The sequence below is a fragment of the Solobacterium moorei genome (genome assembly GCF_036323475.1).
In the GTDB taxonomy this organism is placed as follows: domain Bacteria; phylum Bacillota_I; class Bacilli_A; order Erysipelotrichales; family Erysipelotrichaceae; genus Bulleidia; species Bulleidia moorei.
The window spans coordinates 137,964-159,372 of sequence record NZ_AP028934.1 but is presented as its reverse complement, the minus strand read 5'-3'; the positions used below and the strand labels follow the sequence as shown (position 1 = coordinate 159,372).

General features: G+C 44.0%; 6 protein-coding genes and 6 rRNA genes. 2 read left to right on the top strand and 10 right to left on the bottom strand.

The window, feature by feature from the left end:
- The first annotated feature begins 10 nt into the window (after window positions 1-10).
- Entirely contained in the window at window positions 11-820 is an 810-nt protein-coding gene (locus RGT18_RS00735; protein WP_051240895.1) for a histidinol-phosphatase, read from the top strand.
- 36 nt (window positions 821-856) lie between these two features.
- On the opposite strand, the gene RGT18_RS00730 is transcribed toward RGT18_RS00735, so the two are convergent.
- The 9 genes from RGT18_RS00730 to RGT18_RS00690 all read right to left on the bottom strand — a co-directional run bounded on the left by RGT18_RS00730 (window position 857) and on the right by RGT18_RS00690 (window position 15,634).
- Complete coding sequence (locus RGT18_RS00730) at window positions 857-2,752, bottom strand: ABC transporter ATP-binding protein (RefSeq protein ID WP_028077546.1); 1,896 nt, start codon at window positions 2,750-2,752, stop codon at window positions 857-859.
- A gap of 1 nt (window position 2,753) precedes the next feature.
- Window positions 2,754-4,517, bottom strand: a complete 1,764-nt coding sequence (locus RGT18_RS00725) for an ABC transporter ATP-binding protein (protein WP_028077547.1) — start codon at window positions 4,515-4,517, stop codon at window positions 2,754-2,756.
- 77 nt (window positions 4,518-4,594) lie between these two features.
- Window positions 4,595-5,413, bottom strand: coding sequence for a M15 family metallopeptidase (locus tag RGT18_RS00720; protein WP_162141209.1), 819 nt, complete (start codon window positions 5,411-5,413; stop codon window positions 4,595-4,597).
- 75 nt (window positions 5,414-5,488) lie between these two features.
- Window positions 5,489-5,593 (bottom strand): 5S ribosomal RNA (gene rrf, locus RGT18_RS00715).
- A gap of 89 nt (window positions 5,594-5,682) precedes the next feature.
- Window positions 5,683-8,583 (bottom strand): 23S ribosomal RNA (locus RGT18_RS00710).
- A gap of 230 nt (window positions 8,584-8,813) precedes the next feature.
- Window positions 8,814-10,338, bottom strand: a 16S ribosomal RNA gene (locus RGT18_RS00705).
- A 446-nt stretch (window positions 10,339-10,784) separates the two neighbouring features.
- Window positions 10,785-10,889, bottom strand: a 5S ribosomal RNA gene (gene rrf / locus RGT18_RS00700).
- An 89-nt stretch (window positions 10,890-10,978) separates the two neighbouring features.
- Window positions 10,979-13,879 (bottom strand): 23S ribosomal RNA (locus RGT18_RS00695).
- Window positions 13,880-14,109: 230 nt separating this feature from the next.
- A 16S ribosomal RNA gene (locus RGT18_RS00690) occupies window positions 14,110-15,634 on the bottom strand.
- The 16S, 23S and 5S rRNA genes sit together here, the layout of an rRNA operon.
- Before the next feature lie 310 nt (window positions 15,635-15,944).
- On the opposite strand from RGT18_RS00690, the gene RGT18_RS00685 reads away from it, so the two are divergent.
- Complete coding sequence (locus tag RGT18_RS00685) at window positions 15,945-17,249, top strand: IS30 family transposase (RefSeq protein ID WP_338174720.1); 1,305 nt, start codon at window positions 15,945-15,947, stop codon at window positions 17,247-17,249.
- A 270-nt stretch (window positions 17,250-17,519) separates the two neighbouring features.
- Here RGT18_RS00685 and rpoC read toward each other — a convergent pair whose 3' ends face one another.
- Window positions 17,520-21,401, bottom strand: a complete 3,882-nt coding sequence (gene rpoC / locus RGT18_RS00680; RefSeq protein WP_028078627.1) for a DNA-directed RNA polymerase subunit beta' — start codon at window positions 21,399-21,401, stop codon at window positions 17,520-17,522.
- Window positions 21,402-21,409 lie beyond the last annotated feature (8 nt).

Here is a 21,409-nt window from a genome sequence, read left to right as displayed (position 1 = left end):
GGTATACCCCATGATTAAAGCAAATTATCACACACATACTGCCCGTTGTGGACATGCGATTGGTGCAGATGAAGAATATGTACAAGCTGCTGTTCAAGCAGGTTTAACAGTTCTTGGATTTAGTGACCATGCCGCATATCCTACACCATGTCCTGGATTACGCATGAATATTGAACAAATCCCCGATTATTATCAATCCATTCGTTCATTACAAGAAAAATACGCTGCTCAAATTGATATTCATCTTGGCATGGAAATCGAATATTATCCAAGTCAATGGGATACTATTCGTGAGTATCGAAAGACACTAGATTATATCATTTTAGGACAGCACAACCTTACTATTGATAAAGATAGTGTCTATGAATTTGAAAATAAAGACCAAGTAGAACTCTACGTGAAATGTTTAGAGGAAGCTTGCCAACATTATATGTGTGATTATATTGCCCATCCTGATGTATTTCTATGGAAATATCCAAGAATTGATGAGAGTGTCCTAAAGGCTGCCGAAAAGATTGCAGATATATCTCGATTTTACGATATTCCTCTCGAATTAAATTGTGGTACTGGTGTACGGCTTGGTAAAAAAGAGTATCTCGATGGTGAACGTTATGCCTATCCTACTAGAGCTTTCTTTGAAATTTTTGCAAAGAAGAAATGTCCAATTATCATTGGTTTGGATGTACATGACCCAAAACAATTCTTAACTGACCAAAACCTAAATCGTGCTCTATCTGTAGTGGAAGGACTTGATTTAAACTATGTACAAGATATTGATTTAGTTGGAGAAGCGAAAAAGAGAAAACTAAAATTCTTCTAAAAAAGTTTATGCACATACGCATAAACTTTTTTATGTCTATTCTAATTCAAACGCACCTGTATATAACTGGTAGTACTGACCCTTTTGGGCAAGTAATTCTTCATGAGTACCACGTTCAATAATACGTCCATGGTCTAATACGATAATCACATTTGAATTCTTAACCGTAGATAGACGATGAGCGATAACAAATACAGTACGTCCATTCATCAAACGGTCCATACCCGTCTGTACAATCTGCTCTGTACGTGTATCGATAGAAGAAGTAGCCTCATCCATAATCATCACTGGAGGATCGGCGACTGCTGCTCTAGCGATTGCCAAGAGCTGGCACTGACCTTGCGAAAGATTAGAACCATCTCCATTTAACATCGTTTGATAGCCTTGTGGTAAGTGACGAATAAAGCCATCTGCACCAGCAAGCTTCGCTGCTGCGATACATTCCTCATCTGTCGCTGTTAAGCGCCCATAACGAATGTTATCCATAACAGTACCTGTAAACAATACGGTATCCTGTAATACGATGCCTAAAGACTTACGTAAAGAAGATTTCTTAATCTTATTGATATTGATACCATCATAACGAATCTTTCCATCTGCGATGTCATAGAAACGGTTAATGAGGTTAGTAATCGTTGTCTTACCCGCACCTGTCGCACCTACAAAGGCAATTTTTTGACCAGGCTTACCAAACAGAGTCACATTATGCAAGATCATCTTATCTGGATTATACGCAAAGTCCACACTCGCAAAACGAACATCACCAGCCACCTTCGTATAGGAAACTGTTCCATCTTCATGTGGATACTTCCAAGCCCAAAGTTCTGTCTGCTCGTTTGTTTCCTTGAGCTCACCATCCTTTTCTGTCGCATTAACAAGTGTTACAATTCCATCATCTACTTCAGGCTCTTGATCAAGTAATTCAAAGACGCGTTCAGCACCCGCAAGTCCCATTACAATCGAGTTAATCTGTGGAGAAATCTGCTGAATCATACCTGCGAACTGGCGTGACATTCCCAAGAATGGCACAATAACTGCAATCGAGAATGGCAAACCTGAAATTGATAAGTTTGGGAATTTCTCTTGAATGAAGATACCACCAGCTACCGCAACGAATACATAAATTAAATAGTTCACGTTGTTTAAAACTGGCATCAAGATATTGGAATAACGATTAGCCGTATTGGAAGCTTCATAGAGTTCATTATTTGCTCGGTTGAAAATCTCCTCAGCTTCATCTTGGTGGTTGAACACTTTGATAACCTTCTGTCCATTCACCATTTCTTCAATCACACCCTCTGTCTTACCGGTTGCCTTCTGCTGTAAGATGAAGTACTTTGCAGAAAGACCGCCTAGCTTACGTGTAATCTCAATGGATACTGCTGCACCAATCAAAATAACTACCGCCATTGGAATACTATAATAGAACATGATAGCGATAATCGTTATGATTGTAACAATCGAAATCAATAACTGTGGGAAACTCTGTGAAATCATCTGCCGCATTGCATCGATATCATTCGTATAGTGAGACATGATATCACCATGAGGATGTATATCGAAATAACGAATAGGCAGCTTCTGCATATGCGCAAATACTTCTTTACGTATCTTATGTAGAACGCCTTGTGTGAAGAATGCCATTAACTGCGTATATGCAATACCGATAATTAATGCGATGAAATAAACCATCGCTAGAGTTCCAACTAGTTCAACTATATGTGGCTTTGTGACTTCCCAAGTCCAACCTTGACCCCAAGCTTGTTGTAATACAGCGATGACGTTTTGCTGGAAAATAGATGGTAAAGTACCTAAAATTGCATTGATAATGATTAATACTACAATCAGCGGAAATAAAATTGGATAGTAGGATAGTACCATCTTCATAATTCTCCTGAAGGATTTTTTACGATTCGTTTGTTTCTGATTCATATTAACGAACACCTCCTTCTTCCACGATTTCCTCAGTGCCTTGTTTATTCTGAGATAGATATACTTCACGGTAGATTTGATTTGTCTTTAGTAATTCTTCACTTGTACCAATCGCATCGATCTTACCGCTATCCAATACGATGATTCGGTCCGCATCTTCTACGGATGAAGTTCTTTGGGCAATGATAATCTTTGTTGTTTCTGGGATATATTCTTTCATCGCCTTACGGATGATTGCGTCTGTCTTTGTATCTACTGCAGATGTTGAGTCATCCATAATCAAAATCTTTGGTTGCTTTAAGAGAGCTCTTGCGATACAGAGTCGTTGCTTCTGACCCCCAGAAACGTTTGTTCCACCCTGTTCAATCCAAGTATCATAACCATCTGGCATCTGCTCTATAAACTCATCTGCGCAAGCCAAATGACATACATGCTTCACTTCTTCTAATGTTGCATCCTTATTACCCCACCGGATATTATCCGCAATTGTACCGGAGAATAACACATTCTTCTGCAATACCATCGCAACGGAATCACGTAATGTCACAAGGTCATAGTCTCTAACATCTTCTTTGCCAACACGTACTGTACCTTCGGTAACATCGTATAGACGAGGAATCAACTGTACAAAAGAAGACTTTGCCGAACCCGTTCCACCAATGATACCGATGGTTTCACCAGACTTAATATGTACATCAATATCTTCTAGAACTGGTCTTTCTGCAGCTCGAGAATATTTGAAACGAACATGATCAAAATCAATCGAGCCATCCTTCACTTCTGTAATCGCATTTTCTTTTGAAGTAATTGAGCTCTTTTCGTTTAACACCTCAACGATACGCTTGCATGATTCTTCAGAGAAAGTAATCATCACAAACACCATCGATAACATCATCAAGGAAACCATAATTTGGAATCCATAAGTCATCAAAGTAGATAACTGTCCGACGTCTAAACTTGTCGCATTTGTTTTGATGATCATTTCAGAACCAAACATCAACACAAATAACATAACCGCATAAATGCTTATCTGCATTAACGGATTATTCAGAGCGATAATCTGTTCTGCACGTGTAAACATTTTACGAATATCATTTGATGTTTCGTCAAATTTATTGATTTCATACTCTTCACGTACAAAGGATTTCACAACACGAATACCCTTTACGTTTTCTTCTACAATACGTGTAATCTTATCAAAGAGAGGGAATCCCTTCTTAAATACTGGCATAACTGTTCTAACGATCAAATATAGCCCAATTCCTAAGAATGGAATAATGATTAAGAAGATTACTGCCATTGATCCACCCATAATATATGCCATTGTAAAGGAGAATATTAAGTTTAATGGGGCACGTACAGCGGTACGTATAATCATCATGAATGCCATCTGCACATTTTGAATATCTGTTGTTAATCGAGTAACTAATGAGGCAGATGAGAATTTATCAATATTTGAAAAGGAAAATTTCTGGATATTAGTAAAAATATCATAACGTAAGTTACGTGCAAATCCTGTACTAGCCTCTGCGCAATAAATACCTGCTAAATATCCGCATAATAGTGAAAGTAGTGATAAAACAACTAACTTCCATGCATATCCTAAAATTACTGATAAATCACAACCAGCTTTAATATCATTGATTAATAATGAAATTAAAAATGGAATCAACGCTTCAATGATGACTTCACCAACCACAAACGTTGGTGTCAGTATTGTCGCTAATTTAAACTCACGAATACTTTTCATTAATTGTTTAACCATCGCTACCTCCTGAAATGTACTTGACTATTTTACACTAAATTTTAAAAAAACATTAAGGAAAGATTTTCCATCTTTCCTTAATCATTTACTTTATAATACTCTTCTAATGTTAAGCCTGAATCATAAACTTTCTTTGCTTCTTCGGCACCAATATATCTAAAACTCCAAGGATTATATGCGATACTCGTTATCGATTCTTTTCCACGTGGGAATCGAAGTATATATCCATATTCATAGCTATGTTTCATAAGCCATTGGTACGCTGCTGTCATTTCAAATGAAGCATCAATATCATGATCACGATTGTCATCAGATAAGTCAACCGCTAATCCAAGTTGATGTTCACAAGCACCCGGAATCGCATCATATGTGTCTGCTAAAGCTTTCCCGTCTGTACTTACATATGTATTATAGAGATCTAATTGTTGTGCATAAGAACGATATCCACTAACTAAATATAAGTTAACTCCATCCTTAAGTGCTGCCGTAAACATCTTTGCTAATTCAGACGCTGCTTCACTTCTAAGATACTGTGTCCCATTTGAACTTACATTAACTGCTGTTAAATCAGATGGCACATATGTAGAATCAATCGGATGACTCTTATTTGTTATCTTCTGAATTGAAGTAATTGTCGTTGTATCAATAGTTGGTACGGCTGTAGGCTCAGGAGTCGAAGAAGGAGTTGGTGTAGGACTAGGACTTGGCGTAGTTTCTACAGAACTATTCTGATTCGTCTGTATAACCGATAAACAATCTTGACAATCTTTTTCCGATAATGTGCGTGAGGTAAAAAACATTAACTTAATCAATAAGATAAATAAAACACCAAACAAAATCGAAAAAAGACCAATCAGTATGCGGATTCGTGATTGATATTTATCTGTACTTTTCATGGATAATATTATAACATCTAAACCCATAAAAAAGTATAAAAAAAGGGAGAGCGATGGAGAACCATGCTCTCGATGACCCGGCAACGTGCTAGATTTGCTTGCGCTATTTTCGCCGCTACAGTGCTTAACTTCTGTGTTCGGGATGGATACAGGTGTGGCCACTGCGCCATCATCACCGGATCTTTCTTCTTTCAGGTCTTCTGTTCCCTGAAAACTAAATAACAGTTTCTGACTTCGTCTTTTTCAAACAGTCGTGTGTGCGTTCTCTCGTGAATAAATCTTCGACCTATTAGTATCAGTCAACTGAATGTATCGCTACACTTACATCTCTGACCTATCAACCTCGTCGTCTTCAAGGGGTCTTATTCATTTGAAATGATGGGAAATCTAATCTTGGAGTCGGTTTCACGCTTAGATGCCTTCAGCGTTTATCCGGTCCGTTCTCAGCTATCCAGCTATGCCACTGGCGTGACAACTGGTGCACCGTAGGAACGTCCACCCTGGTCCTCTCGTACTAGGGGCAGCTCTCCTCAAATTTCCAACGCCCACAACAGATAGGGACCGAACTGTCTCACGACGTTCTGAACCCAGCTCGCGTACCGCTTTAATGGGCGGACAGCCCAACCCTTGGAAGCGAATTCACCTCCAGGATGCGATGAGCCGACATCGAGGTGCCAAACCTCGCCGTCGATGTGAACTCTTGGGCGAGATCAGCCTGTTATCCCCAGGGTAGCTTTTATCCGTTAAGCGACGGCCATTCCATTCTGCACCGCCGGATCACTAACACCGACTTTCGTCCCTGCTCGACTTGTTTGTCTCGCAGTCAAGCACTCTTCTGCGTTTGCGCTCGTTGAATGATTTCCAACCATTCTGAGAGTACCTTTGTGCGCCTCCGTTACTCTTTGGGAGGCGACCGCCCCAGTCAAACTGCCCATCTGCCACGGTCCTCTAGCCGGATCACGGCTTAGAGTTAGAATTTCAATTAAGTAAGAGTGGTATCCCAACAGTGACTCCTCTGATCCCGAAAGACCAGTCTCATCGTCTCCCACCTATCCTGTGCATACTTAACCGAAACTCAATAGCAGACTACAGTAAAGCTCCATGGGGTCTTTCCGTCTAGTTGCGGGTAACCTGCATCTTCACAGGTACTAAGATTTCACCGAGTCTGCTGCCGAGACAGTGCCCAAATCATTACACCTTTCGTGCGGGTCAGAACTTACCTGACAAGGAATTTCGCTACCTTAGGACCGTTATAGTTACGGCCGCCGTTCACTGGGGCTTCGGTTCAATGCTTTGACTTGCGTCTGACAAATCCCCTTGACCTTCCAGCACCGGGCAGGTGTCACCCCCTATACTTCGTCTTGCGACTTCGCAGAGAGCTATGTTTTAGTTAAACAGTTGCTAGGGCCTATTCACTGCGGCTCTTTCGAGCACCCCTTATTGCTAACGTACGGGGTCAATTTGCCGAGTTCCTTGGCAACAGTTCTCTCGCTCACCTTAGGCTACTCGCCTCAACCACCTGTGTCGGTTTTGGTACGGGCCGCTAGTAAATTATCGCTAGAAGCTTTTCTCGAGACCTGGTATCACCTTCTTCACTACTTGCTCGCGCGTTCGCTTGAGTCAAGCCTTTGAGTATCCGACGCGGATTTGCCTACGCCACTCTCCTGCTTGCCTTGCCCAATCCATTTAGGACTCTGGTTAACCCTATCTGTCACTCCATCACTTTACTCGCGGGTGCAGGAATATCAACCTGCTATCCATCGACTACGCCTTTCGGCCTGGCCTTAGGTCCCGACTTACCCAGGGCGGACGAACCTTCCCCTGGAAACCTTGGTTTTTCGGTGTGTGGGATTCTCACCCACATCTCGCTACTCACACCGGCATTCTCACTTCCATACGCTCCAGCACTCCTTACGGTATACCTTCAATGCTGTATGGAACGCTCCCCTACCACTTATACCTAAGTATAAATCCATAGATTCGGTATTACGCTTAGCCCCGGTTAATTTTCGGCGCAGAGATACTCGACTAGTGAGCTGTTACGCACTCTTTGAAGGATGGCTGCTTCTGAGCCAACCTCCTAGCTGTTTGCGCGTCTCCACATCCTTTTCCACTTAGCGTAAATTTTGGGACCTTATCTGATGATCTGGGCTGTTTCCCTTTTGACCATGGACCTTATCACCCACAGTCTGACTGCTGAATATTCTTGCCCGGCATTCGGAGTTTGATATCATTTGGTACGGCGAGATGCCGCCCGCATGATTTCAGTGCTCTACCTCCGGGTAGATTCGTTCAACGCTAGCCCTAAAGCTATTTCGGGGAGAACCAGCTATCGCCGTGTTCGATTGGAATTTCTCCGCTAATCACAAGTCATCCGCCAACTTTTCAACGGGGGTCGGTTCGGTCCTCCAGCTGGATTCACCCAGCCTTCAACCTGCTCATGACTAGATCACTACGGCTTCGGGTCTATCTCTACATACTTGCCACCCTATTAAGATTCGCTTTCGCTACGGCTCCGCATTGTCTGCTTAACCTCGCATGCAAAGATAACTCGCCGGTTCATTCTACAAAAGGCACGCCATCACACCTTAATGTGCTCTGACTTTTTGTAAGCATACGGTTTCAGGATCTATTTCACTCCGCTCCCGCGGTTCTTTTCATCTTTCCCTCATGGTACTGGTTCACTATCGGTCATATAGGAGTATTTAGCCTTACCGGATGGTCCCGGTCGCTTCCGTCAGAGTTTCACGTGCTCCGACGTACTCAGGATCCCACTCGCGTGAATCGAGATTTCGCCTACAGGGCTTGCACCTTCTGTGGCTGACCTTTCAATGCCATTCGACTATCTCTTTTCAATCACTTGTCGTGGTCCTACTACCCCAGCTCTTTGCTGGTTTGGGCTGCTCCGATTTCGCTCGCCACTACTCTCGGAATCATTCTTATTTTCTTCTCCTCCAGGTACTAAGATGTTTCAATTCCCTGGGTTGCCTTCTCTTAAGTTATGTATTGGCTTAAGGATGATAAAGCTTTTCAACTTTATCGGGTTTCCCCATTCGGATACCCCCGGATCGTTGCCTGTGTACGACTCCCCGAGGCGTTTCGCCGTTATCTGCGTCCTTCTTCTGCTCTATATGCCAAGACATCCACCGTACGCTCTTACTAATTTAATCACTTATATACGTTTATGCTTTACGAGAACTGTTAACTATTTCGTTTTAGACTTTCTTAGTTAATCTTGTTATCACAACTTTTCGAAAAAGACCTATCTATTGTCTTCTTCTGTTATTCAGTTTTCAAAGAACAGCTACTTCCTTCTGAGCTACCTCTTGCGAGATCTCTCAAAACTAAACAGGTAATAAAACTTCTTCAACAACTTGTTACTTCACATCTTTCTCCTTAGAAAGGAGGTGATCCATCCCCACGTTCTCGTAGGGATACCTTGTTACGACTTGACCCCAATCACTAGTCCTACCTTCGACGGCTCCTTCCTTGCGGTTAGGCCACCGGCTTCGGGTATTACCAGCTCTCATGGTATGACGGGCGGTGTGTACAAGGCCCGAGAACGTATTCACCGCGGCATTCTGATCCGCGATTACTAGCGATTCCAGCTTCATGAAGTCGAGTTGCAGACTTCAATCCGAACTGAGACTGTCTTTTAGTGATTCGCTTCCTATCGCTAGGTCGCTGCACGTTGTAACAGCCATTGTAGTACGTGTGTAGCCCAGGCCATAAGGGGCATGATGATTTGACGTCATCCCCACCTTCCTCCGGTTTATCACCGGCAGTCCCTCCAGAGTCCCCAACTAAATGCTGGTAACTGAAGGCAAGGGTTGCGCTCGTTGCGGGACTTAACCCAACATCTCACGACACGAGCTGACGACAACCATGCACCACCTGTCTCCTTGATAACCTCTACTGTATCTCTACAGCTTTGCAAGGGATGTCAAGGCCTGGTAAGGTTCTTCGCGTTGCGTCGAATTAAACCACATACTCCACCGCTTGTGCGGGCCCCCGTCAATTCCTTTATGTTTCACACTTGCGTGCATACTCCACAGGCGGAATACTTATTGCGTTAGCTGCAGCACTGAGTTTCCCCAATACTTAGTATTCATCGTTTACGGCGTGGACTACTAGGGTATCTAATCCTATTTGCTCCCCACGCTTTCGTGCATGAGCGTCAGTCTTTGGCTAGCAAGCCGCCTTCGCCACTGGTGTTCCTCCATATATCTACGCATTTTACCGCTACACATGGAATTCCACTTGCCTCTCCAATACTCTAGCCTGCCAGTTTAAGTGGCTGGATTGGGTTGAGCCCAACAATTTAACCACTTACTTAACAGGCCGCCTACGCACCCTTTACGCCCAATAATTCCGGATAACGCTCGCCACCTACGTATTACCGCGGCTGCTGGCACGTAGTTAGCCGTGGCTTTCTGGTAAGGTACCGTCACTTAGATATTCTCTATCTACCGTTCTTCCCTTACAACAGAGCTTTACAACCCGAAGGCCGTCTTCACTCACGCGGCGTTGCTCGGTCAGGGTTGCCCCTATTGCCGAAAATTCCCTACTGCTGCCTCCCGTAGGAGTCTGGGCCGTGTCTCAGTCCCAATGTGGCCGTTCACCCTCTCAGGCCGGCTACGCATCATCGTCTTGGTGGGCCGTTACCTCACCAACTAACTAATGCGCCATAAGCCCATCCACCAGTGTTTTTAACCTTTAATAACCAGAAGATGCCTTCCGATTACCTATCCGGTATTAGTCCCCGTTTCCAGAGATTATCCCAGTCTTCGTGGGTAGGTTGCTTATGTATTACTCACCCGTTCGCCACTCCTTCGATCTAGCAAGCTAGATCTCCAGCGTTCGACTTGCATGTATTAGGCACGCCGCCAGCGTTCATCCTGAGCCAGGATCAAACTCTTCATTTGATTGACTCTTTTATTTTACGAAGTCTTTTCCTTCGTATCCTTTTGCTTGACGTTGTTTTTGTGTCTTATTCCTGTTCAGTTTTCAAAGATCTCTGCTCCTCTCCTTCCGAAGAGTGCTGTATTAATATACCAAGTATCAAATTACCTGTCAACACCTTTTTTGAAAATTATATTTCTAATTTTCATTTCATGACATGTAACTCAATTAGTACGATGCTTATTATAACACCATGCATCTGTTTGTAAAGCATAAAACATCAAAAAAACGCCTATTTTAAGGCCTAATTTAATATTCTTTTAGTTGCATTTGCAACCATCACAAATCTAGTATTTGTTAAAAATTATCTTCAATGAATAGCAGTTGCTTGCTCTATGCATTCCAGTACATCTAAACCCATAAAAAAGTATAAAAAAAGGGAGAGCGATGGAGAACCATGCTCTCGATGACCCGGCAACGTGCTAGATTTGCTTGCGCTATTTTCGCCGCTACAGTGCTTAACTTCTGTGTTCGGGATGGATACAGGTGTGGCCACTGCGCCATCATCACCGGATCTTTCTTCTTTCAGGTCTTCTGTTCCCTGAAAACTAAATAACAGTTTCTGACTTCGTCTTTTTCAAACAGTCGTGTGTGCGTTCTCTCGTGAATAAATCTTCGACCTATTAGTATCAGTCAACTGAATGTATCGCTACACTTACATCTCTGACCTATCAACCTCGTCGTCTTCAAGGGGTCTTATTCATTTGAAATGATGGGAAATCTAATCTTGGAGTCGGTTTCACGCTTAGATGCCTTCAGCGTTTATCCGGTCCGTTCTCAGCTATCCAGCTATGCCACTGGCGTGACAACTGGTGCACCGTAGGAACGTCCACCCTGGTCCTCTCGTACTAGGGGCAGCTCTCTTCAAATTTCCAACGCCCACAACAGATAGGGACCGAACTGTCTCACGACGTTCTGAACCCAGCTCGCGTACCGCTTTAATGGGCGGACAGCCCAACCCTTGGAAGCGAATTCACCTCCAGGATGCGATGAGCCGACATCGAGGTGCCAAACCTCGCCGTCGATGTGAACTCTTGGGCGAGATCAGCCTGTTATCCCCAGGGTAGCTTTTATCCGTTAAGCGACGGCCATTCCATTCTGCACCGCCGGATCACTAACACCGACTTTCGTCCCTGCTCGACTTGTTTGTCTCGCAGTCAAGCACTCTTCTGCGTTTGCGCTCGTTGAATGATTTCCAACCATTCTGAGAGTACCTTTGTGCGCCTCCGTTACTCTTTGGGAGGCGACCGCCCCAGTCAAACTGCCCATCTGCCACGGTCCTCTAGCCGGATCACGGCTTAGAGTTAGAATTTCAATTAAGTAAGAGTGGTATCCCAACAGTGACTCCTCTGATCCCGAAAGACCAGTCTCATCGTCTCCCACCTATCCTGTGCATACTTAACCGAAACTCAATAGCAGACTACAGTAAAGCTCCATGGGGTCTTTCCGTCTAGTTGCGGGTAACCTGCATCTTCACAGGTACTAAGATTTCACCGAGTCTGCTGCCGAGACAGTGCCCAAATCATTACACCTTTCGTGCGGGTCAGAACTTACCTGACAAGGAATTTCGCTACCTTAGGACCGTTATAGTTACGGCCGCCGTTCACTGGGGCTTCGGTTCAATGCTTTGACTTGCGTCTGACAAATCCCCTTGACCTTCCAGCACCGGGCAGGTGTCACCCCCTATACTTCGTCTTGCGACTTCGCAGAGAGCTATGTTTTAGTTAAACAGTTGCTAGGGCCTATTCACTGCGGCTCTTTCGAGCACCCCTTATTGCTAACGTACGGGGTCAATTTGCCGAGTTCCTTGGCAACAGTTCTCTCGCTCACCTTAGGCTACTCGCCTCAACCACCTGTGTCGGTTTTGGTACGGGCCGCTAGTAAATTATCGCTAGAAGCTTTTCTCGAGACCTGGTATCACCTTCTTCACTACTTGCTCGCGCGTTCGCTTGAGTCAAGCCTTTGAGTATCCGACGCGGATTTGCCTACGCCACTCTCCTGCTTGCCTTGCCCAATCCATTTAGGACTCTGGTTAACCCTATCTGTCACTCCATCACTTTACTCGCGGGTGCAGGAATATCAACCTGCTATCCATCGACTACGCCTTTCGGCCTGGCCTTAGGTCCCGACTTACCCAGGGCGGACGAACCTTCCCCTGGAAACCTTGGTTTTTCGGTGTGTGGGATTCTCACCCACATCTCGCTACTCACACCGGCATTCTCACTTCCATACGCTCCAGCACTCCTTACGGTATACCTTCAATGCTGTATGGAACGCTCCCCTACCACTTATACCTAAGTATAAATCCATAGATTCGGTATTACGCTTAGCCCCGGTTAATTTTCGGCGCAGAGATACTCGACTAGTGAGCTGTTACGCACTCTTTGAAGGATGGCTGCTTCTGAGCCAACCTCCTAGCTGTTTGCGCGTCTCCACATCCTTTTCCACTTAGCGTAAATTTTGGGACCTTATCTGATGATCTGGGCTGTTTCCCTTTTGACCATGGACCTTATCACCCACAGTCTGACTGCTGAATATTCTTGCCCGGCATTCGGAGTTTGATATCATTTGGTACGGCGAGATGCCGCCCGCATGATTTCAGTGCTCTACCTCCGGGTAGATTCGTTCAACGCTAGCCCTAAAGCTATTTCGGGGAGAACCAGCTATCGCCGTGTTCGATTGGAATTTCTCCGCTAATCACAAGTCATCCGCCAACTTTTCAACGGGGGTCGGTTCGGTCCTCCAGCTGGATTCACCCAGCCTTCAACCTGCTCATGACTAGATCACTACGGCTTCGGGTCTATCTCTACATACTTGCCACCCTATTAAGATTCGCTTTCGCTACGGCTCCGCATTGTCTGCTTAACCTCGCATGCAAAGATAACTCGCCGGTTCATTCTACAAAAGGCACGCCATCACACCTTAATGTGCTCTGACTTTTTGTAAGCATACGGTTTCAGGATCTATTTCACTCCGCTCCCGCGGTTCTTTTCATCTTTCCCTCATGGTACTGGTTCACTATCGGTCATATAGGAGTATTTAGCCTTACCGGATGGTCCCGGTCGCTTCCGTCAGAGTTTCACGTGCTCCGACGTACTCAGGATCCCACTCGCGTGAATCGAGATTTCGCCTACAGGGCTTGCACCTTCTGTGGCTGACCTTTCAATGCCATTCGACTATCTCTTTTCAATCACTTGTCGTGGTCCTACTACCCCAGCTCTTTGCTGGTTTGGGCTGCTCCGATTTCGCTCGCCACTACTCTCGGAATCATTCTTATTTTCTTCTCCTCCAGGTACTAAGATGTTTCAATTCCCTGGGTTGCCTTCTCTTAAGTTATGTATTGGCTTAAGGATGATAAAGCTTTTCAACTTTATCGGGTTTCCCCATTCGGATACCCCCGGATCGTTGCCTGTGTACGACTCCCCGAGGCGTTTCGCCGTTATCTGCGTCCTTCTTCTGCTCTATATGCCAAGACATCCACCGTACGCTCTTACTAATTTAATCACTTATATACGTTTATGCTTTACGAGAACTGTTAACTATTTCGTTTTAGACTTTCTTAGTTAATCTTGTTATCACAACTTTTCGAAAAAGACCTATCTATTGTCTTCTTCTGTTATTCAGTTTTCAAAGAACAGCTACTTCCTTCTGAGCTACCTCTTGCGAGATCTCTCAAAACTAAACAGGTAATAAAACTTCTTCAACAACTTGTTACTTCACATCTTTCTCCTTAGAAAGGAGGTGATCCATCCCCACGTTCTCGTAGGGATACCTTGTTACGACTTGACCCCAATCACTAGTCCTACCTTCGACGGCTCCTTCCTTGCGGTTAGGCCACCGGCTTCGGGTATTACCAGCTCTCATGGTATGACGGGCGGTGTGTACAAGGCCCGAGAACGTATTCACCGCGGCATTCTGATCCGCGATTACTAGCGATTCCAGCTTCATGAAGTCGAGTTGCAGACTTCAATCCGAACTGAGACTGTCTTTTAGTGATTCACTTCCTATCGCTAGGTCGCTGCACGTTGTAACAGCCATTGTAGTACGTGTGTAGCCCAGGCCATAAGGGGCATGATGATTTGACGTCATCCCCACCTTCCTCCGGTTTATCACCGGCAGTCCCTCCAGAGTCCCCAACTAAATGCTGGTAACTGAAGGCAAGGGTTGCGCTCGTTGCGGGACTTAACCCAACATCTCACGACACGAGCTGACGACAACCATGCACCACCTGTCTCCTTGATAACCTCTACTGTATCTCTACAGCTTTGCAAGGGATGTCAAGGCCTGGTAAGGTTCTTCGCGTTGCGTCGAATTAAACCACATACTCCACCGCTTGTGCGGGCCCCCGTCAATTCCTTTATGTTTCACACTTGCGTGCATACTCCACAGGCGGAATACTTATTGCGTTAGCTGCAGCACTGAGTTTCCCCAATACTTAGTATTCATCGTTTACGGCGTGGACTACTAGGGTATCTAATCCTATTTGCTCCCCACGCTTTCGTGCATGAGCGTCAGTCTTTGGCTAGCAAGCCGCCTTCGCCACTGGTGTTCCTCCATATATCTACGCATTTTACCGCTACACATGGAATTCCACTTGCCTCTCCAATACTCTAGCCTGCCAGTTTAAGTGGCTGGATTGGGTTGAGCCCAACAATTTAACCACTTACTTAACAGGCCGCCTACGCACCCTTTACGCCCAATAATTCCGGATAACGCTCGCCACCTACGTATTACCGCGGCTGCTGGCACGTAGTTAGCCGTGGCTTTCTGGTAAGGTACCGTCACTTAGATATTCTCTATCTACCGTTCTTCCCTTACAACAGAGCTTTACAACCCGAAGGCCGTCTTCACTCACGCGGCGTTGCTCGGTCAGGGTTGCCCCTATTGCCGAAAATTCCCTACTGCTGCCTCCCGTAGGAGTCTGGGCCGTGTCTCAGTCCCAATGTGGCCGTTCACCCTCTCAGGCCGGCTACGCATCATCGTCTTGGTGGGCCGTTACCTCACCAACTAACTAATGCGCCATAAGCCCATCCACCAGTGTTTTTAACCTTTAATAACCAGAAGATGCCTTCCGATTACCTATCCGGTATTAGTCCCCGTTTCCAGAGATTATCCCAGTCTTCGTGGGTAGGTTGCTTATGTATTACTCACCCGTTCGCCACTCCTTCGATCTAGCAAGCTAGATCTCCAGCGTTCGACTTGCATGTATTAGGCACGCCGCCAGCGTTCATCCTGAGCCAGGATCAAACTCTTCATTTGATTGACTCTTTTATTTTACGAAGTCTTTTCCTTCGTATCCTTTTGCTTGACGTTGTTTTTGTGTCTTATTCCTGTTCAGTTTTCAAAGATCTCTGCTCCTCTCCTTCCGAAGAGTGCTGTATTAATATACCAAGTATCTATCCCTCTGTCAATTACTTTTATGACTTTTTTTGAGAAAAATTTCCATGTATGCATAAACCTCAATTATTTTTGAAAGTTCCTCTTTTGATTTTATTATTGGTGAAGGTTCCCTTTTTTAATATGATGTCTTTAGAGATGGTGCTGGCAGTTCAAGAAAGGAGGCAATCATATGGTTGCCAGCGGTTATAAACATCTATCTTTAGAAGAACGTAAATCTATAGAAGTTCTATTGAATCATTCCGACATCAAACTCAAACAGATAGCACTCTCTATCAATCATTCACCGAAATGCGTACGTGAAGAAATCAAAGCACACAGGGTCGTACGTGTCCACTCGAATAAGACGAACAAATGTGGACGTCAAGATTCTTGTAAGAAACATCGCTTATGCACATATTGCATAAGCGGTGATTGTAAGTCTTGTAAGCATAAGGACTGCAACGAGCTATGTGATGACTTCGTCTCATATCCCGTTTGCGAGAGAATAGAGCGATTCCCTTATGTCTGTTCAGGTTGTCCTGACATACATAAATGTCATCTTCCCAAGTACTTCTACATCGCACGAATAGCACAGGATAAATATACGCAAGACAAATTAGAATGGAGGTCCGGACCTCGCAAGAGCGAAGCAGAAATGAAATCTATCGTGGAGGCATTTCAAAATAATATTCCTAAAAAGCAATCCATCGATACGATTATCCATACTAACGACCTGAATATATCCGCCTCTACTGCATATAGATACATTCGTGAGCACCAGATTCCCGGGATTTCAAACATCGACCTAAAACGTCAGGTACGCTACACGCAACGCAGTTCTTCAAGGCATCATCCTATATCGATTGACTACGATTTCCTCGAAGGACGCAAATACGAGGACTTCCTAGCAGCCCTAGAAACAGCAGGACCAGATGTAAACGTATGGGAAATGGATACGATCATCGGGAAGAAAGGGAGCGATGAGAAGTGTGTACTGAGCCTGTTACACAGACGTTCCAATCTTCAATTATATTTTCTCTTACGACACAAGAATATGTTTGAGGTAACGTATCTATTTGATACTATCAAAAGTTTCTTAGGCATCGACTTATTCAAAGATACGTTCACTATCATACTCACCGATAATGGCACTGAGTTCCATGATCCACTATCGCTTGAGACAGACCCTGAAACGGGAGAAAAACTCATCAGTATCTATTTCGCAAGGCCTAGACGTTCTGATGACAAAGGCAAATGTGAAAAGAACCACGAGCACTTCAGAGAGAAGATTCCAAAAGGATGCAGTATGAACAGCCTTACAAAATACGACATCAATTTCGTATCAAATCAGGTAAATAATTATGTACGCAGGAAGTTAAATTACCAATCACCCTACAGCATTGCCAAACTAGTACTAAACGAAAAGGTGTTAGAACTAAACCGCCTTCATCCCATTTCACCCAAGGCAGTTGATCTAACACCTATCCTCCATTAGCATCAGACCCTAACAGCACCATCTCTTTATATTCAAAGGGAGCTTTCAAGAGAAATTCAAAAAAATTTCATTTGAAAGTATACTTTTCGTGCGGTCAAAATGCCCAATATCTATTTAGATTATAGCTTAAAATATATAAATTCAAAACCTGTAAATGGAAAAGCACCCCAATTAAAGGGAGCTTTCGTTAAAAGGGGGCTTTCACTGAAAATTGAGCATGTATGCATAAAAAAGCAGCCTGTTTCCAGACTGCTCCATTTCATGCATTCATTAGAAATCAAAGTTATGTTCTGACTTCATGCGTTCAGCCAAAGCAAGAGCGGATTCTGCACTACTTACATGCACATCTGCGTTGCTTCCGAGAATCTCATCAGGCAATCTGTTTGCAGTTGCTTCTGCGAGTTCTCTAGCTTTTTCTTCACGAATTTCCTTGAGCTCCATTGCACGCTCTTCAATGCGGCGTGATGTTTCACGGTCAAAGTTTCTACCTGTTCCAGCTGGAATAAGTTTACCGATGATAACATTCTCCTTAAGACCCTCAAGTTTATCAACCTTACCTCTAACTGCAGCTTCTGTAAGAACTCTTGTTGTTTCCTGGAAGGATGCAGCGGATAAGAATGAATCTGTTTCAACAGCTGACTTGGAGATGCCCAAGAGTAATGGACCAAACTTCGCTGGTTTCTTTCCGTCGAACAATAGATCTTCGTTAATTACGTTCATATTAGCGAGTGATAATGTCTGCCCAGCACTTAAGCCTGAGTCATTACCTTCGATAACGATGACCTTCTTTAACATCTGCTTGATCATTACTTCCAAGTGCTTGTCAGAAATATCGATGGACTGAGAAGAGTAAACCTTCTTAACTTCCTTCAAGATATATTCCTGAACAGCTCTTACACCAGCTACTTCCAACAGTTCCTTAGGAGCGATTGGACCTTCAGTTAACTTATCACCAGCAGATACATGATCGCCGATATTTAAGTTCTGACGCTTCACCTGTGTTAAGTCACACTTGTGTTCGATAGATTCATTTTCATTAGATACAACAATAACCGTACCTGTCTTGTTTTCATTGTCATGTACATCCGTGATTTCGCCATCAATCTTAGAGATGACAGCTAATCCCTTAGGTGCACGCGCTTCGAACAATTCTTCTACACGAGGAAGACCCTGTGTAATATCACCGTTCTGTGTCGCAACACCACCAGTGTGGAAGTTACGCATTGTTAGCTGTGTACCAGGTTCACCAATCGCCTGAGCGGCCATGATACCAATAGCTTCACCTTCCTCAACAAGGTTGCCTGTAGCCATGTTGCGACCATAGCACTTACGGCAGATGCCATTTGTAGATTCACAAGTGAATACGTTACGAATGTAAACCTCTTCAACTCCAGCCGCAACAACCTTCTGTGCTAAATCTTCATCTACTAATGTATCGCCTTCAACAATTACTTCACCTGTCTTAGGATCTAAGATTGGCTTTTGCGTGTAACGGCCAACGATACGATCGAATAAGCCTTCAATTAATACTGGCTTTTCATCTGGACGTAGAATCTTATCTTCGTAGATGTTCTTAACGAGATATCCACGTTCTGTTCCGCAGTCCTCTTCTCCGATGATAACTTCTTGAGCGACATCGACAAGACGACGTGTTAAGTATCCAGATTCAGCAGTCTTCAAGGCTGTATCTGTTAATCCCTTACGTACACCGTGAGTAGAGATAAAGAACTCTGATACACTCATTCCTTCACGGAAACATGAGTAAATTGGGACTTCAATAATAGATGGTTGGTATTCCTTACGGGACTTAGACTGAGTAGGGCGCGCCATCAATCCACGCATACCAGCTAACTGTGTAAAATGGTTCTTATTACCACGAGCACCAGATACCGCCATCATGTTGATTGGGTTCATACGTGCCATAGATTCCATCAAGTTGTTACCAACATCATTCTTAACATCATTCCAGAGTGAGGAGAACTTTGCTTCCCATTCCTGAGGTGTTAATAGACCTCTGTCACGTAACATGTTGAACTGTTCAGCCTTCTTACGACCTTCAGCTACTAACGCTTTCTTGTTAGGTGCTACAGAGATATCGCTGAGAGCTACCGTCATACCCGCTAATGTTGAATAGAGGTATCCCATATCCTTCAAGCTATCCAAGATGTCTGATGTGCCGTTTGTCTTATAGTGATCAAAGACAGCCGCAATCAAGTTTCCTAGGTCCTTCTTCTTGAATTCAGATGCTACCTTGCGGTTAGCAAGTTCCTTCTTGATATCTGTACCTAGTGGAACAAACTCTGAATCTGGTGTTGCCTTTAGATTTTCTGGAGTTACCTCGTTGAGATATGGGAAATCTGCCGGGAATACACCATTAAAGATAATCTTACCAACTGATGTTAATAAGTACTTGTTATTTTGCTCTTCTGTAAAGCCCGTCTTGTTAACTGTTCTTGCAGGAAGAGCGATACGATTATGTAAGTGAACAACCCCCGTCTGGTATGCCATCATTACTTCATTGACATCCTTGAAGACATGTCCTTCATTTTCACTATATCTTCTCCATCTTGCCGCTTCAGTCTTTTCACCAAGCTGTTCTAGAGCGTCTGCCTTCTTCTTGAACTCTTCAGCTGTCTCTTCCATGTTCAAGTAGAAGTTACCTAGTACTAAGTCCTGTCCAGGTGTAACAATAGGCTTACCATCCTTAGGGCCTAAGATATTGTTAGAACCTAGCATTAAGACTTCAGTTTCAGCTCTTGCCATCTCGCTTAATGGAAGATGGACAGCCATCTGGTCACCGTCGAAGTCCGCATTAAACGCAGGACACACTAACGGATGCACACGGATAGCACGACCTTCAACTAAGCGTGGGAAGAATGCCTGAATACCTAAACGGTGAAGTGTAGGTGCACGGTTTAGGAATACCGGGTGGTTAGCGATAACCTTTTCCACAACATCCCAAACACGTGGGTCTTGACGACCAATCAACTTCTCAGCTGTCTTAGGATTTGACGCAATCTGTAAGTTTACCAATTCGTTAATAACGAATGGCTTATATAAATTAATTGCCATTTCCTTAGGTAATCCACACTGCCACATCTTGAGGTATGGTCCAATCGCAATAACAGAACGACCAGAGAAGTCGACACGCTTACCTAATAAGTTCTGACGGAAACGTCCCTGCTTACCCTTTAAGGAATGAGATAGAGACTTGAGTGCACGTCCGCCAGCACCTGTAATTGCTTTAGAACGACGCCCGTTATCAATTAACGCATCAACCGCCTCCTGTAACATACGTTTTTCGTTTTGCACGATGATTGCAGGTGTTCCAAGTTCAAGCAACTTCTTTAAACGGTTATTACGAGTAATAACACGACGATATAAATCGTTTAAGTCAGAAGTGGCGAAACGACCACCATCCAACTGTAACATTGGACGAAGATCCGGTGGGATAACTGGCAATACAGTTAATACCATCCACTCTGGCTTGTTTTCAGAATTACGGAAAGCTTCTACTGTTTCTAAACGCTTGATTAGTTTCTTGCGCTTATCACCTGTAGACTTTTCAAGCTCTGCCATAATTGCTGTATATTCTGCTTCAACATCACATTGTTCAAGCAGCGTCTTAATCGCTTCTGCACCTGTTTGTGCAACGAAGCTACCAGCACCATAAATAGCGTTGTTTTCGCGGTATTCTCTTTCAGAAAGAATCTGCTTGTATTCAAGCTTTGTGTCTCCTGGATCAGTTACGATCCAAGATACGAAGTATACAACTTCTTCTAATGACTTAGGCGCTACGTTTAATAGAAGTGCCATTCGGGAAGGAATTCCACGTAAATACCAAATGTGTGCTACTGGAGCAGCGAGTTCAATATGACCCATACGTTCACGACGAACGCTAGCCTTTGTAATTTCAACACCACATCGGTCGCAGACTACGCCTTGGTAACGAATCTTCTTGAACTTTCCGCAAGCGCACTCCCAGTCCTTAGTAGGACCGAAAATGCGTTCGCAGAATAAACCATCACGTTCAGGCTTTTGAGAACGATAGTTGATTGTTTCTGGCTTCTTCACTTCGCCATATGACCAAGCAAGGATTTTTTCTGGTGATGCCAGACCGACTTTAATTGCTGTAAAGTTATTAATATTCATCTAAGCAT

Excerpts from the sequence above, each read along its gene's own strand:
- rpoC (WP_028078627.1), bottom strand. The coding sequence starts at position 21,401 with ATGAATATTAATAACTTTACAGCAATTAAAGTCGGTCTGGCATCACCA.
- RGT18_RS00730 (WP_028077546.1), bottom strand. The coding sequence starts at position 2,752 with ATGAATCAGAAACAAACGAATCGTAAAAAATCCTTCAGGAGAATTATG.
- RGT18_RS00685 (WP_338174720.1), top strand. The coding sequence starts at position 15,945 with ATGGTTGCCAGCGGTTATAAACATCTATCTTTAGAAGAACGTAAATCT.
- RGT18_RS00720 (WP_162141209.1), bottom strand. The coding sequence starts at position 5,413 with ATGAAAAGTACAGATAAATATCAATCACGAATCCGCATACTGATTGGT.
- RGT18_RS00725 (WP_028077547.1), bottom strand. The coding sequence starts at position 4,517 with ATGGTTAAACAATTAATGAAAAGTATTCGTGAGTTTAAATTAGCGACA.
- RGT18_RS00735 (WP_051240895.1), top strand. The coding sequence starts at position 11 with ATGATTAAAGCAAATTATCACACACATACTGCCCGTTGTGGACATGCG.